The sequence below is a fragment of the Vibrio orientalis CIP 102891 = ATCC 33934 genome (assembly GCF_000176235.1).
Classification (GTDB): domain Bacteria; phylum Pseudomonadota; class Gammaproteobacteria; order Enterobacterales; family Vibrionaceae; genus Vibrio; species Vibrio orientalis.
In genome coordinates, this window is the sequence record NZ_ACZV01000004.1 from 536,656 (window position 1) to 551,636 (window position 14,981).

At 42.8% G+C, this 14,981-nt stretch carries 11 protein-coding genes; 5 read left to right on the top strand and 6 right to left on the bottom strand.

All coding sequences use genetic code 11. The annotated features are described in order from the left end of the window. Positions 1–117 precede the first annotated feature (117 nt). Both VIA_RS05940 and luxQ read left to right on the top strand, forming a co-directional pair. On the top strand, positions 118–1,215 hold the full coding sequence (locus VIA_RS05940) for an autoinducer 2-binding periplasmic protein LuxP (RefSeq protein WP_004411674.1): 1,098 nt from the start codon (positions 118–120) through the stop codon (positions 1,213–1,215). Beyond that, a complete protein-coding gene (luxQ, locus tag VIA_RS05945) occupies positions 1,215–3,773 on the top strand; it encodes a quorum-sensing autoinducer 2 sensor kinase/phosphatase LuxQ (protein WP_004411675.1) in 2,559 nt (852 codons plus the stop codon). The genes VIA_RS05940 and luxQ overlap by 1 nt, the downstream gene beginning before the upstream one ends. A 51-nt stretch (positions 3,774–3,824) precedes the next feature. Here luxQ and VIA_RS05950 read toward each other — a convergent pair whose 3' ends face one another. From VIA_RS05950 to yccS, 4 genes are all read right to left on the bottom strand, one after another. Further along, a complete protein-coding gene (locus tag VIA_RS05950) occupies positions 3,825–5,084 on the bottom strand; it encodes a hydroxymethylglutaryl-CoA reductase (protein ID WP_004411676.1) in 1,260 nt (419 codons plus the stop codon). 99 nt (positions 5,085–5,183) lie between these two features. Next, positions 5,184–5,465 carry a hypothetical protein gene (locus VIA_RS05955; protein ID WP_004411677.1) on the bottom strand — a complete coding sequence of 94 codons (282 nt, stop codon included), beginning with the start codon at positions 5,463–5,465 and terminating at the stop codon, positions 5,184–5,186. A gap of 55 nt (positions 5,466–5,520) precedes the next feature. After that, the gene (locus tag VIA_RS22305; protein WP_004411678.1) at positions 5,521–5,682 is read right to left on the bottom strand and encodes a hypothetical protein; all 162 of its coding nucleotides are present in this window, start codon (positions 5,680–5,682) and stop codon (positions 5,521–5,523) included. 240 nt (positions 5,683–5,922) lie between these two features. After that, positions 5,923–8,091, bottom strand: a complete 2,169-nt coding sequence (gene yccS / locus VIA_RS05960) for a YccS family putative transporter (RefSeq protein ID WP_004411679.1) — start codon at positions 8,089–8,091, stop codon at positions 5,923–5,925. A 244-nt stretch (positions 8,092–8,335) separates the two neighbouring features. Here yccS and helD point away from each other — a divergent pair, with 244 nt between their 5' ends. The 3 genes from helD to VIA_RS05975 all read left to right on the top strand — a co-directional run bounded on the left by helD (position 8,336) and on the right by VIA_RS05975 (position 11,757). Further along, positions 8,336–10,402 (top strand): DNA helicase IV, encoded by a 2,067-nt coding sequence (helD, locus tag VIA_RS05965; RefSeq protein ID WP_004411680.1) that lies wholly within the window; start codon positions 8,336–8,338, stop codon positions 10,400–10,402. 11 nt (positions 10,403–10,413) lie between these two features. Then, positions 10,414–10,734, top strand: a complete 321-nt coding sequence (gene cutA, locus VIA_RS05970; protein WP_004411682.1) for a divalent-cation tolerance protein CutA — start codon at positions 10,414–10,416, stop codon at positions 10,732–10,734. 183 nt (positions 10,735–10,917) lie between these two features. Next, on the top strand, positions 10,918–11,757 hold the full coding sequence (locus tag VIA_RS05975) for an isopenicillin N synthase family dioxygenase (protein ID WP_004411683.1): 840 nt from the start codon (positions 10,918–10,920) through the stop codon (positions 11,755–11,757). A 10-nt stretch (positions 11,758–11,767) separates the two neighbouring features. Here VIA_RS05975 and VIA_RS05980 read toward each other — a convergent pair whose 3' ends face one another. Together VIA_RS05980 and VIA_RS05985 are read right to left on the bottom strand one after the other, a co-directional pair. Continuing rightward, positions 11,768–13,270, bottom strand: a complete 1,503-nt coding sequence (locus tag VIA_RS05980) for a sensor histidine kinase (protein ID WP_004411685.1) — start codon at positions 13,268–13,270, stop codon at positions 11,768–11,770. 1 nt (position 13,271) lies between these two features. Beyond that, positions 13,272–14,978: an ABC transporter substrate-binding protein gene (locus tag VIA_RS05985; protein WP_004411687.1), complete on the bottom strand. Its 1,707-nt coding sequence runs from the start codon at positions 14,976–14,978 to the stop codon at positions 13,272–13,274. Positions 14,979–14,981 lie beyond the last annotated feature (3 nt).

Sequence of the window (14,981 nt, forward strand, 5' to 3'; positions counted from 1 at the left end):
AGATAAATTAATGGGTTGTACTCATTGATTTGTCTCAGATTACAAATAACGAATAGGCACTAGAAACTCTAATATAATAAATAGTGCTCAGTATGGTTGGTTACAAGAGAAATCTGCATGTCTAAAACGCTAATATTATCGATATTCGCTTTATATTCTTCGGCGTCATTAGCCCACACCACTCAAGTGCTTAACGGTTACTGGCAGTACGACGAGTATTTGGAAGCTCACCCTAAACAGAAACAGCTCACAGCCCAACTCAGCGAAGAAGTTCGTCGTTATCCCACTCCCTTAGCAAATCAGCAGGAAAAACCGGTCACTATTTCAGTTGTCTATCCAGGGCAACAAATCTCGGACTATTGGAGTCGTAACATCAAGGCTTTTGAAACTCGTCTTGAGAAGTTAGGCATTCGGTACAGCATCAATCAAGTATTTACTCGACCTAATATTGACGTCAGGCAGCAAAGTCTTTCGTTACTTGAAGCGGTACAAAACAATTCTGATTATTTGATTTTCACGCTCGACACAACACGTCACCGCAAGTTTATTGAGCATGTTCTCAGCTCGACAGACACCAAACTGATACTGCAAAATATCACCACTCCTGTGCGCGCGTGGGACCATCAACAACCCTTTATGTATGTTGGTTTTGATCATATCAAGGGCACTAGAGTTATTGAAAATTACTATAAGGAAACTGTCAAAGGTGAGAGCCGTTACTCAGTACTCTATTTTTCTGAAGGTTACGTGAGTGATGCTCGAGGTGATACTTTTATTGAAGAAATGAGCCATCATGACAACTATAAGCTTTCGTCTTCGTTCTATACCAAAGCGACTCGAGACTCAGGTTATCAAGCTGCGTTGACCGCTATTGAAAAGGATCCCAATCTTAAATTTATCTATGCTTGTTCAACAGATGTCGCTTTAGGGGCGGCAGATGCCTTAACCGATCTTAATCGAACAGACATTTTATTAAATGGCTGGGGTGGTGGAACAGCAGAGTTGGAGGCAATTGCAGATAAGCGTTTAGATGTAACGGTTATGCGTATGAATGACGATACCGGTATCGCGATGGCAGAAGCGATAAAATGGGACATTGAAGGTCGTGCAGTCCCACATGTCTATTCTGGAGATTTTGAACTGGTCACCAGCGAAGATAGCGCCAAGAAGTTAGAGAAGTTAAAGCAACGAGCGTTTAGGTATTCGGATCAGTAATGAGAAATTTTTTCTCGCCCGGCAACAAGAACCGGCTCGCCACGATACTCACCAACTCCATTTTTTTAGTGATTGGGGTGTTGATTATAGTGATGGTGCTACAAAACTATCAGGTCAACAGAGAGGTAGTATCTCAAGAGATCGGTCGTACTAAGCAGCAAACAAAGAGTCTTGTCCAAGAGATTTTCAACCTCAGAGTTAAATCATTGGAGATTCAGCAAGACAGCTATAGCCGAAACCGTGTACTTCTCGAAGGATTGCTAAGTGAAGATGCCCCGGCCCTTGGTCGATTTTTTAATGGAATTGACCAAGTTTCTCCTGATCTTGCGCCGGATTTTCGCTTCATTTATAACAATGATGGTATTGTTTGGGATGACGCCAACTATCAATTCTATGGTATATCTGAGCAGCAGATCCTTCACCTTACTGAAGATATGGTCAGCGGAACGGATTGGTATATTTCGCAAACGCCATCAAGTATGGGTATGCGTTATCTGATGATGCGCCGAACTGCTATCATCGATTTATATACTGGTGAAGTGGTTGGTTTTTTATTCATTGGTGTCGTACTCAATAACAACTTCTCTTTAGTCAATGCAATTACTAAAGGAGGCAATGCTGATGAGATACTCTTAGCGGTTGGCTCACAAGTGATTGCGGCTAGTACTAAGGACCAAGACTTTCAACATATTGAATGGCTTGAGCAATCCTCTCAATCGTTAAATGCAAGTCGTTATATGGTGTCAAAAACAGACCTCACCATTAATAATGTACCGACGTTTCTATCCGTCTATACCATTCAAGGTAATGAACACGTAGTCCGATTTGTGCGTAGTCACTATGTGTGGATTGCGGTTGCAAGCCTGTTAGTGATATGTATCGCTATTTATACCCGTATTTGGGTGGGTAAAAGGGTGTCGAAAGAGCTACAGAGTTTGATGAAGTACGCAGATACTTCTATTCAGCGACAAACGGTTAGTGACTTTGCTGGCTCAAGTATTGAAGAATTCCATCAGATAGGCCACTCATTCCAGCGCTCTTTTAAACGATTAAATGAGCAAGAAAAGCAGTTTGCTGATCTGTTTAATTTTTCCTTGTCGCCAGTTACATTGTGGAATGTAGAGGGGCAGCTAGTCCGATTCAACCCTTCCGCTGAAAGATGCTTTAAAACTGACAAAGCGCGTCGTTTGCTAATTGAGAGCCTTCAACCACATATCAGAATGTGTGCGCAAGGGGCGACATTAACCGGTATTAATACCACCATTGCAAAGAAGACATTCCGCTGGAACTTATCTCCAATTACCACCGATAGCAGTGTCATCCGCATTATGGCGCAGGGCCAAGATATCACCAGTTTTATCGAAGCAGAAAAACAGAGTGAGGCGGCGAGAGAAGAGGCCGAAGAATCTGCGCGCGTGCGAGCTGACTTTTTAGCCAAAATGAGCCACGAACTTCGCACCCCGCTCAATGGTATATTAGGTGTTTCTCAACTACTCAAGAGCAAAATGGACGATCCACGCGATGTCGAGCATATGGAGGTACTCTGTAATAGCGGTGAACACTTGCTGGCCGTACTCAATGACATTCTCGATTTTTCAAAGATTGAACATGGCAAGTTTCACATTGAAAAAACGGCTTTCCGACTAGCGGAACTGACCAATACCGTTGAAAAAATATTCAAACCGTTATGTGACAATAAGGGCGTTGATTTTAGTGTAGAGAGTAATATTGAGTCTGACAGTTGGGTGTTTAGTGACCAGATTCGCATAAACCAGATATTGTTTAACCTAGTTAGCAATGCCGTTAAGTTTACTCATCAAGGGCAAGTCCAAGTGGTGGTCAATGCGTTAGAGCGCGATGAAGCAACTTGGCTGAAAGTCGATGTTTTTGATACGGGAATTGGCATTGAGAAAAGTAAACTAAAAGATATTTTCGAACCATTTGTACAGGCAGAGTCAACGACCACGCGTGAGTATGGCGGTAGTGGATTAGGTCTAGCGATTGTTCGTAGCCTAGTGTCGATTATGGACGGTGAGATAGAAATTGAAAGTGAAGTCGCACAAGGGACACACTTCACCGTACATGTACCGATTCAGTTAGGTCTGACCCCCACCTTCCTGCCTGAAAAAACCAGTCCTTTGTCGGAGCCAGCGACGATGTTTGATGAGCAAGTTCATGTACTTCTCGTCGAAGATAATCATACCAATGCCTTTATCGCTAAAGCGTTCTGTGAAAAATATGGAATGAAAGTGACTTGGGTTAAAGATGGTTTGCATGCGATTGATTTCTTGAAAAAAGATAGCCAAGTAGACCTTATCCTAATGGACAACCAATTGCCGAATTTAGGTGGCATAGAAACGACAGAGATTATCCGTAATGAACTTGGATTAACCACTCCGATCTACGCTTGTACCGCAGATGGAATGCAAGAAACAAGGAACTCGTTTTTAAGGGCAGGCGCAAATTATGTGATTGTTAAACCGATAAAAGAAATCGCGTTAAACAAAGCGTTTTTGCATTTCAAAAAAAACCACCATCAAATGGTAGGAGTTAAATAGAAAAGGCTGTGAATACACAGCCTTTTTGATTTTTTATCGCTAGTAATCACACTAACGAGCAAGCTTTTGATGGGCGCGCGAGAAGTGACCTGCGCAAAACGCGCCAACGATCGATAACTCTCCTGCTAGACACAATACCGCGGCGACTTCAGCTAATGATTTAGCTTTGCCATTGCCGTGAAGGTTCATCAACTCAAGACATGCTTTTTGAGAGGGTAAGCGAGTGCCGCCGCCAACAGTACCAACCATCAAGTTAGGTAAGGTTACGCAGGCGTAGAGCCCACCTGTTTTACTCACTTCCATACGAGTGATACCTACCGCGGATTCTGCAACACAGGCTGCATCTTGACCACAAGCGATATAAAGAGCAGCAAGTGCGTTGGCGTAGTGTGCATTAACGCCGATACTGCCACTCAGTGCGGCTCCGGTCGTCGTCACTTGGCCAAAGCGCGACATTGATTCTGGGGTGGTGTGTAGATATTTCTCTACAAGAGTGCGCTCAATGTGGACTTCTGCAGTGACTTTTTTACCGCGAACGTGACGCAGCGTATGGGAATTCGCTTTTTTGTCACCAGATAAGTTTCCGTCTAGGAAGGCTTCATCAGGAGTGTGTGGCGAATTTTCTAGAATGTAATGGAATACTTCATTGGTCGCAATTGTGACCATGTTTTGGCCAGAAGCATCACCGGTTCGGTACTCAAAGATAAGGTAAACGTGGTTGCCTTCAATATTGACATTGATGTCATGCAATTGGCCATGAGAGGTTGTGGATTCAGCAATACGCTTAAAATGATCATACTGAGTAACAACCCATGCGACGAATTGACCTGCGTCGATTAAGGATTCGAATAGAAAGACCGGTGTACGTGTTACCCCCTCATTGATCAGCATGGCACTGGCACCACCAGCCGCAGTAATTAATTGAGCTCCGCGGTTATAAGAGGCAACCAGTGCAGCTTCTGTTGTTGCAAGCGGGATAAGGTAATCATCTTTGGCATGCAAACCATTAACGCGTAATGGGCCAGCAAGGCCAACAGGAATTTTAACTGTACCTATAAAATGCTCAATGTTCTTATTGTATAGAGTGGCGTTCTTTAGAGTTTGTTCGTCTAACAAGATCTCTTGATCGGTGAGTTGACCAATCTTTTCCCAGCGTTTTGATAATGCTTTTTCAGATATGTATGGGCTAGGGGTTAATCTTAATGCCGGTCTGGCAAAGTTAGGACTGAGTTTTTGTTCTAAAGTGGAAGTGCAGTGGTCTGGCTGTAAAAATTGAGTGATATCGCGATTAGAGAGATTGAGTTTCGGCATTACGAATTAAAACGATAAATTTGTCTGCATTCTAACGTATAGGGTAGGGAAAACAATGGCTGTTTAATGTATTGCTACAATTTAAGCTAGTGCTCCGCGTTAAACATGAATATCAAGCAATGTACCAAGCATATCCTGGTCACGTTGCATCACATTTGTACCAACCCGAGAGTAACGTTCTGAAGCATTGAGTTTGTTGATGGCGTCAAAGTGAGAAGGAGGGGGCTCCGCGTGGAACTCGACCTTATTGAATTCGTAAGTGTTATCTTTGGGTATGGAAAGTTGTTGTTGGGTTTGCTGTATTTCGAGCGCAGCTTCCTCGGCCATCTTTGATGACATATCAATGATTTGATATCCGGATTGGACTGAAGAGACTGGCATACACACCTCCACTTAATTATAGCTTAAATGCAGGCATCAGATTCAGCAAGTTTGCTTATGCAAACAAGCTCGAAATAAGCTTAAGCTCTTCGTCAGTAATAGCAGATTTACTCTCGGCATCTAACTCACTGTTGATCTCACACTTTAGAATGCGCAATTGATGAGTTGATAGCTTTTTAAGCTCTTTCTTTATTAGTTCGAATTGTTGTTGGGTCATAGGTCAGTACCTTCGATATATTGCTTCTTTTATTATCAGACAAGTCTGTTTTCAACGGAAGAAGACTAGTTCGCTCTGTGAGTAAGAATTAACTGACTTTATTGTATTTAGCGCAGCTCAAATTTTGTCCGACAAATGTCAGGGCGTGTAAAGAATAGGTAAGGCGGTGATAAGTTGAACACATTACGTAACCGATGATAGTAAATCGGTTACGTAATCGTAGTGGAGAATAGTGTCTTATTATTGCTGGTCGCTGTGGTTTACCCTGACTGCAAATTTGCTCGCTAAAGAGTGTAACTCTGGCAACATGCGATAGATTAAGTGAAGTTGCTGTAACACCATGCGAACAGAACTGTCGTCCTCATCACGCCATTCTGCTAGGCGCTGTTCGAGCGCAGGATCATCAATCTCACTAGTATCGCAAGTATCGCAGTGCTGATTTAGTTGAGCAAAAAGAATGTCCAAATGCTGGTGGATAACACGGTGCGCATCTAGGATCAGTTTATGTGTCGCGTCATCAGCAATCTGGGTTCTATGTGCTCCGAGTGCAGAGACGTAACTAAGCAGGGCATGATTGAGGGTTAAGAAGCGATAACTTTCATCGATAGCCGATTGATAACGGCCAGGCTCTGCCAGCATAGTACTTATGGCATTGGTTAGGTTAGCATCTTGGTTATGCGCACTTCTGCGAGAAATACGGTAAGACAAGCTATCCTTTTTGCCAATGCGATATTGCCCAATGATCTGTGCTAGGTAATTCTTGTTTGCCTCAATCGCTTCAGCCATGACTTTGTGTAATCGCTTAGACTGCCAATCAGGTAGGATTAAAGCAACGGCTGCTACAGCTAAAGCGCAACCGACTAACGTATCGGCAAGTCTTGGTAATACGACGGCGTAGCCTTCGCCGAGTTGGTTAAAACAAAACAGTACCAGTACGGTAATAAAGCCAGTCGCGTAGCCATAATTTGCCAAGCGAAATGCAAAAAAGGCAACACCGGAGACGACAATAAATACCAATTGGCTCTCTTGTGATGGGAAGAACGTCAGGAGAGGCACACCGATAAATAGACCTGCAAATGTCCCGAGGACACGTGCAACCAGTTTTTGTCTCGTAGCACTGTAGTTTGGTTGGCATACGAACAATGTGGTAAGCAGAATCCAATAACCCCGTTCAATATCGAATAGCTGAATAATGCCGTAACCAACCGTTAGTGCAATCGACATTCGAACAGCATGCCTAAATAGCATCGAATCTTTACTGAAGTTAGATTTTATCTTCGCCCACATTGCTTTAATTGAGTGAGCCTCAGTATCATCCAAGACATCTTCTTCAAGTCGATTCGCATCAGGGTTGTTGACGTTACTAAGCTGCTTTTCAACCGTCGCAAGGTTATTAAATAGGTAGCCTAGCTGTCCAAGTAACAATCGCCATTGGGGGTTGTTTTGTTCTTGTAGATAAATGAGTGAATTTTGCAGCTCATCAAGGGCTATAACCGAGTCATCGTTATGTTGATACTCCTTACCCAATAAAATGGCTTCAGCGATCTCTCTGCATGACTGAGCTTGTGTTTCCATTAGATGTTTGAATCGAAACAATACATCAGAACGTTCGAAATGATGCGCTAACTCTTGGTAACGGTAATGTGTTGAGCTGATACGTTCATGGATGTCTTGGGCAAGAAAGTAGATATTTAAAAAACGGTCACTTGCTCCATCCACATGACCGCGTTTAGAGCGACTGAGAAACGTTGCTTTGCATGAGTTTAAGGCATTGACCGTTGCCGCATTGAGTTTAGCTTCAGCGATACGGTGAGGTTGAGGGACCATACTGCTCACTGGATGAAACAGCTGGCTTTTAGAGTCAAAGTAATTGGCCATTTGCAAAAAGACATTCGCAAGGCTTTGTTGTACTGGCTGCATTGGCCAAAATGCATGCCAAATCATTGAGACGAAATAGTACCACGCCGCACCAGTTAATAGCATTAAGGGTTGGAACCACAGATTGGTGCTCTCATGCGCGCCGAGCATGGCATAAATAGCTATTAGTAATGAACCAAAGGCGATGCTTGCGTAGCGTGGACCAATAGCACCAAGCATGATGAAGCCAAACGTAGAACTAAACAGACCTAACGCGAAAAGCCATGGCGTACTAAACAGAAGTTCAATGGATAGAGAAGCGATGGCAAAACAGATAAGAGTGAGAGATTGAGACTTAAGCCGACCGGTGAAACTGTCATCGCTTTCTGCTAGTGCAGCGGCAATAATGCCGAGGATCAATGGAATGATCAGCGAGTTTAGCTGAAAGTGCCACGCTGGAATCACAACCCCAAGCAAGGCAACTAATATCAAAAAGCTATAGTTGATGGTTTTGTTTGCCCAATGATGGCGCAACTGACTAATAAAATTCACTAGAAACTACTTTTGACCGATGTTTATCCGCAATGTATCGATTTGTCTATCGTAACGCCCTGATCCAAATAAAGATACTGAAGAGTTTGATGAAGTTTTGCTCAGAAGGGCTCTTGACTATTTACGACTGACTGACCACAAGTGGGCATCATATTCAATCGCCCTATATTTTTGTCTTTATTTTGTCACAAGCAAAATCAATTGCGTTATGATGTTTGCAAGGGAATTTATAGGCTTAGAGATAATGCAGCTAACAGCAAACAAGACTGCACAGTTTTTCATCCAACGCGAATACAATCAAATTGAAATCACCCAAGATGCGCTTATTCTAAATTCAGAAACTCGTCAAGAGACGATTCCATTCAATGTATGGAACGGTCGAGTACAAGTTAAAAATGGCCTCATCTGGGGAAGCTTACTCTTCTATGCGTACAGTGAAGAAGGCAGTGAACAAGCATGGCTAGTCCAAGGGCTTCCTTTATCTAAATGCCGTGAATTCGCCCGCTTGGCTGTAGCGACGTACCAGCAGTGGCATAAAAAGCAGTGTGTACAGTTATTGGAGCACTTACCAAAGTGGGAAGAGAGCTTAAATCTTCTTCGCTACCAGCCATCCTTTCTAACACATTCCGCTCTTGATGAATGGCGTACGAGCCTGAACAACGATTTCCACTCTATGGAAATGGATCTTGAAGATGCATGCTTACGTATGCCCAATAGAATGCAAGATATAGAGTCTTGGTTGGTCGAAGAGAATTGTGCATTGCCGCAACGCAACGATGAATGGATGACAAACGAGTTAGAAAACTGGCAAGTGCTTTTCTCTCAGATTGAATCATCGCCCCTTAATTTAAGTCAGAAGCGAGCGGTGCTGCTAAACGATGACAACAATCTGATTCTTGCAGGTGCAGGATCAGGTAAAACCAGCGTACTCACCGCGCGCGTAGCTTACTTATTACAAAGTCATTTAGCGCAAGCCAGTGACATACTAATGTTGGCCTTTGGGCGAGATGCTGCGTCGGAAATGAGCCAGCGATTGAATGACAAAATTGGTAGTGGTACAGAAGGAATTAAAGTTAATACCTTCCACCAACTTGGTCTTTCAATCTTAAATCAGGTCGACGGGCAGGGTGCGACGTTATCTCCATTAGTATCAGACGATAACCAGCGTCATAACTGGTGCATTGACTGGCTGAAAAAGCATTGGATGACGCCTACCAACTTTAAACGCTGGCAAAAGCACCTGTCTAAATGGCCTATCGCGTATTTAGCGGGTGACGAAGAGTTGGGCAGCCACGTAGAAAACCCGAAATTGATCGCTTGGCTTGAAAAGCAAATGTCTCAACTAGCGACGATGGGCCTAACGAAAAAAGAGCTTCAGCAACTGTTGGTCGATAGCTCTGAGTATACGCGTTTAAACAGTGAACTCGGTTTAGTGTGGCCATGCTATCAGGCTTGGCAACAACAGCTAAAAGAGCAGGGCCATATCGATTTCAATTTGATGATTTCGAAAGCTACTCAGCATGTTAAAAGCGGTAAGTTTAAGTCCCCGTGGCGTTACATCATGATTGATGAGTATCAGGACATCTCTCCTCAGCGTCTGCAACTTGTCGAAGCGTTATGTCAACAAAACGAAGGCCAACATTGTGTGCTTTTCGCGGTCGGCGATGACTGGCAGTCAATTTATCAATTTGCAGGTTCGGACGTCGATTTAACGACTGGCTTTGAGGATCGTTTTCCTCATTCAACGGTGCACTACCTCGATACCACTTATCGCTTTAATAGCAAAATTGGTGAAGTGGCTAATCGTTTTGTACAACAAAATCCGGCTCAATTAGAGAAAGAACTCAAAAGTCACAAAGAACAGAAAGCCAAAGCGGTTAATTTAATCCCAAGCAATAATGTCGAGAAGGTTCTCGATCAATTGAACCGTAGTGCTAAATCGACCCAAAGCGTATTGTTACTCGGCCGAAATCATTATCACAAGCCGGAGCTTCTTTCTGATTGGCAGAAAAACTTCGCCTTATTGAAGATCGATTTTATGACTTGCCATGCCAGTAAAGGTAAAGAAGCAGATTTTGTTATCCTCGTTGGGGTGGATGAAGGCCAGTTCCCTGCAAGAGTTAAAGCACTGCATCTAAGTGATGCATTAACAAAATCGAAAGATACGTTTGCTTATGCTGAAGAGCGTCGACTGTTTTACGTAGCATTAACTAGAGCGAAAAGGAAAGTTTGGGTTTCTTACTCAGGTTCAGGCTCATGTTTTGTGAAAGAGTTGATTGAACAAGACTACCCAGTGACGGTTTCAAAATAATAGAGGATCTAATGAGCGGCCAATTTTGTATTGTATTAACCACGACAAATTCGGAAAGTAATCGTAAAGAAATCATCGAACAGGTATTAAAACGTGGATTAGCCGCGTGTATTCAAGCGATGCCAATTGAAAGCCACTATGTTTGGAAAGATGAAGTTTGCACGGATAAAGAAACGTTACTCATCATGAAAACAAAAAAGGCCTGTTATGCAGAGCTTGAGCAAGTGATTGTGGAACAACACAGTTATGATGTCCCACAAGTCGTGCAAGTCCCATTTATTGAAGGTTTTAACCCTTACTTAGCTTGGATTGAGCAAAACACGCGTTGCTGAACCTACGGCGGTGGTAGTGATTGGCTAGATGCCCAACTTAGCTAATTACAGATCTTGTTGAAAAGTCGTCATCTTGCACACTCTTAATGCAAATGAAACGCGTATTCGGTTTATCGTTTGCTTTACCAAAATGTCACATTTACAATCTGCGCTTCACATACATAACTATTAGAAAGTAAAGTCATGAAACTGGAAACCGTCGATTATCAAGCTGAAAATGCCGCCGAGCTATTTGTTACATCTCTCCGTGAAACGGGCTTCGGTGTACTGAAAAATCACCCAATTCCTAAAGAGCTTGTTGAGTCAATTTATGAAAATTGGTACAAGTTTTTCACTTCAGAGAGAAAAGAAGAATTCCACTTTAATGTAGAAACTCAAGATGGCTACTTCCCGCCAAATGTTTCTGAAGTCGCGAAGGGGCATACTGTTAAAGACATTAAAGAGTACTTCCACGTATACCCTTGGGGCCAGATTCCTGAAGAGTTAAAAGAGCAAATCTTAGATTACTACAACCGCGCTAATGCATTTGCAGAAGAGTTGCTTGGTTGGGTTGAAGCGCATGCCCCTGCTGATGTTCAGGAAAAATTCTCGATCGCATTGTCTGAAATGATCAACGGCAGCGAAAAAACACTGCTACGTATCCTTCACTACCCACCAATGACTGGTGACGAAGAACCGGGTGCGATTCGAGCAGCAGCACACGAAGACATTAACCTGCTTACTGTGTTACCAGCGGCGAACGAGCCTGGTCTACAGGTACTAAGCAAAGAGGGTGATTGGTTAGATGTGCCATGCGATTTTGGTAACTTAATCATTAATATCGGCGATATGCTTCAAGAAGCATCAGGTGGTTACTTTCCATCAACGACACACCGAGTGATTAACCCAACCGGCGCACGCCAAGAGCAATCACGTATTTCATTACCACTATTCTTGCACCCGAAACCGGAAGTTGTGTTGTCTGAGCGCTACACCGCAGATAGTTACCTAATGGAACGATTAAGAGAACTTGGTGTTATCTAAACACTGAATATTATTCGGTAACTAACATTGCAGGGCCGGGGATATCGATAGTGAATATCGTGCCTTGGCCTTTTTTACTTTTACAATTTATCGAGCCATCTATTCTGGCAAGTACGTTATAGACAATCGATAAGCCTAATCCTGTCCCGCCATTCTCACGATTGGTGCTGAAAAACGGATCAAATATCTTATTTTGATCTTCTTCATCAATGCCGTTGCCATTGTCTGCGACTGTAATCCGTACATACTGGTCATTGTAATCTTCCATTCTTATTGTCACGGTAGGGTGCTCAATATTTTCGAACGCGTGATTCTTGGCGTTTAGCACCAAGTTTGAAATCGTATGATAGATAGCTCCAGAGTCTGTTTTTACTTCAATATCTTGGAAGTTTTCACACTTGATCTCTATTCCTTTCATGTTTGGCCCAAGTGCTAAAAGAGTGTCGCTAATTTTTTGCCCAATGTTGAGTTTCTCAAGAAGTGAGTGGATATTGTCAGATGATAGGCGTTTGAACCGCTGAATAATTTCTGCAGCTCGGGTGAGGTTACTGATTAAAATACGGGTGACATCGCGTGAATGGTCGATGAACTCGTCTAAATCAACTCTGGACAATGTATTCTCTTTGACCTTTTTTTCTATATTATCGGTTAAATCCTCTAGGTGGGTGGAGGTGGTGATACCCAGCCCCACAGGAGTGTTAATTTCGTGCGCGACACCCGCAACAAGCTTGGATAGAGAGGCTTGCTTTTCTGCTTCTATCAATTGATTTTGAACTGATTGAAGCTGCTTGATGTTGTTTTGTAATTCGTCATTTTTACTAACCAGTTCAAGGGCATGTTGTTTTCGTTCATCGAGCCGCTTTTTAACTAGATTTAGAACATAAAATAGAATGATCTTCAAAATGATCGCTTCTGTCACCGTGGTAACGATGACTGCCCAAAATGCCCATTTGGAATTATCTTGAGCTTCAATGTAGATTTCGTCACTCAGTGCGACGAGATGATTGTTATACGCATCGACGTCGGCAATCAACTTGTCGTAATTACTTTTAGCATCAGTGGTTATATGCATGAATTCGGCAATGCGAATACCTTCGTTTGAATACGCTAAGGTTTGAAGGACACTTTCGCGGTAATCTAACCATGAGTCCTTAATCTGTAGTGATAGGTTTTGAATTGTTGAGTCTAAGTTAGAATTCTGAATTTCACGCTCTACACCGCTATTTATTAGTGCGATATCTTTATCGATTAAAGTGATGATCTCATGCTTGGTGTTGGCGTCAGGAGCCATAACCAGGAACATGGTGAGTTGTCTAAGTTCAGATACTGGGTAGGAAATTTCTTGGTTATTTTGATGGACCAAATAGACCGAGTCGTGAACTTGCCTAATCGAGGTGTTAACATCATTCATACTGTAGATATTGTACAGGCCTTGTAAGATGAGCACTGTTGTTGTCGTGATAAACAGCACAAGTATCTTTTTAGATAGGCTATCTTCGGCGAATCTCCCCATTTTACTCATCTCCTGAAGCGATCACTTTAATTGGTACCTTTAGCTCTTCAGGGTAGGCGCTTTCCTTGCGTATAGACCAATGCAAGTCACTGACTTGTATTTCCCACAAAGGGAATACGGCAGAGGTGCGCGGCTGAAAGATGACTTCTTTATTGAGAGCAATAATATTGAAAGGACTTGGTAAATTGAGTTGGTAATTCATGTAGCGAATATGCGTAAGGAGATCACGTAATCTGCCGATATACTCTTCAGAGGTATAGGGTGTGGCAATAAAGTCATTGATCAATTTATCTAAGTTTTTCTCCGGCGCGGTGGTCGACCAGACCGAACTGGTATCAAAGATAAAGAAGGAGACCCAAGGGTTTCTAAGCCAATCGAAATTTGGCCACAGTACGAGGTCAAAATCGATATCGTTGGATTGACTGCGTGCACCGATGGCACTGGCAAACATTGCAGATTCGGAATCGGCGATGATTAATTGCACTTCAAAATCGAACTTCTCTAGGTAAAACTTAATATCGTTGAGCATATAGCGCATGCTTTCTTGAGCTAAAAATCGCAGTGGGATTTTCTGACTTTGTTGGTATCCATACTTAACTTTGTATTCGTTTAAGCGTTCCCGCATTGCTGCTAAGTTTAAACCTGTAGTGCTTGGTTGATGTGCTTCGATCTGCTCCAATGCTTTGCTCATGCCATAAAACTGCTCGGGAATAGACACATAGGTCGGCCTGCCTTCTCCATTCATTGAGAGTGATACCAACGACTTTTGGTCAATCAAGCTATTAACGATTTCACGTACTTCACGCTCTTGGAAGATAGGGTTACCAGTAAACAAGTTAAATCGAGCAATGTATGTATTGGTGGATTGAAGCCGAGTGGTTTTGGAATATGGGGCAAATATTGCTTCAAGTTCATCGGAAAACAAAACTGGTGAAATATCAATCTCCCCCTCGGAATGAAGCGCTTTATCTTTAGCTTCTTGCTGTGTCATCCCCATATACAGAGTAACCTTTTCAACCTTCGCAGCGTCAGGGTCCCAGTAATATGGGTTTCTTTCCAGTATTGCTATATCACTACGACGATTCCCTTCTATATATCCTTCTTTTAAGATGTAAGGACCTAAACCATAAGGGCCGGCTTCCGCGAGGTTAGGGCAGAAAGGTTTTCCGTTCCAGCCGTGCTTTTTTAGGTAGGCTTCAGTATAAAATTGCAACCAAATAGCATCATAGAGTAGTAAGCCGTAATCTTCGCTTAGGTGAAAGCGTACTTTGTATTGAGAGACTTTCTCTACCTTGGTTAAGATTCGGTGGAGTTTAGTGAACGTGTAAGGCTCTTTAACGAAATACTCCATGTTGAGTAGCACAGCGTCAGCATCGAAAGGCGTGCCGTCTTGAAACCTAACCCCTTGTCTTAGGGTAAACTCATATAAGGTAGGATTAATGATCTCATGGCTTACTGCCATGTCATACTCCCAACCTAACTCATTGTTCGCTGGGCGAAAGAGCGCACCGTTAATTGAATGCGAACTCGCAATATAAGGAAGGTTTGGTAGATAGACCTTAACATGAGAACCAACCTTTAATTTTCCAGTGGCAGTCTCAGCGCTGGTGTCTTCTCTAAATTGTTGCTTTGCGATACTCGTGACGGGGAATAAAAGGGTGACGATGAAAAACAGTGCGGTCGTGTTACGAACAAGAGAAGCAAGCATAAT

Bases quoted from the DNA above. Each gene is read 5' to 3' on its own strand.
- VIA_RS05975 (WP_004411683.1), top strand. From the start codon at position 10,918: ATGAAACTGGAAACCGTCGATTATCAAGCTGAAAATGCCGCCGAGCTA.
- helD (WP_004411680.1), top strand. From the start codon at position 8,336: ATGCAGCTAACAGCAAACAAGACTGCACAGTTTTTCATCCAACGCGAA.
- cutA (WP_004411682.1), top strand. From the start codon at position 10,414: ATGAGCGGCCAATTTTGTATTGTATTAACCACGACAAATTCGGAAAGT.
- luxQ (WP_004411675.1), top strand. From the start codon at position 1,215: ATGAGAAATTTTTTCTCGCCCGGCAACAAGAACCGGCTCGCCACGATA.
- VIA_RS05950 (WP_004411676.1), bottom strand. From the start codon at position 5,084: ATGCCGAAACTCAATCTCTCTAATCGCGATATCACTCAATTTTTACAG.
- VIA_RS05980 (WP_004411685.1), bottom strand. From the start codon at position 13,270: ATGGGGAGATTCGCCGAAGATAGCCTATCTAAAAAGATACTTGTGCTG.
- VIA_RS05955 (WP_004411677.1), bottom strand. From the start codon at position 5,465: ATGCCAGTCTCTTCAGTCCAATCCGGATATCAAATCATTGATATGTCA.
- VIA_RS22305 (WP_004411678.1), bottom strand. From the start codon at position 5,682: ATGACCCAACAACAATTCGAACTAATAAAGAAAGAGCTTAAAAAGCTA.
- VIA_RS05985 (WP_004411687.1), bottom strand. From the start codon at position 14,978: ATGCTTGCTTCTCTTGTTCGTAACACGACCGCACTGTTTTTCATCGTC.
- VIA_RS05940 (WP_004411674.1), top strand. From the start codon at position 118: ATGTCTAAAACGCTAATATTATCGATATTCGCTTTATATTCTTCGGCG.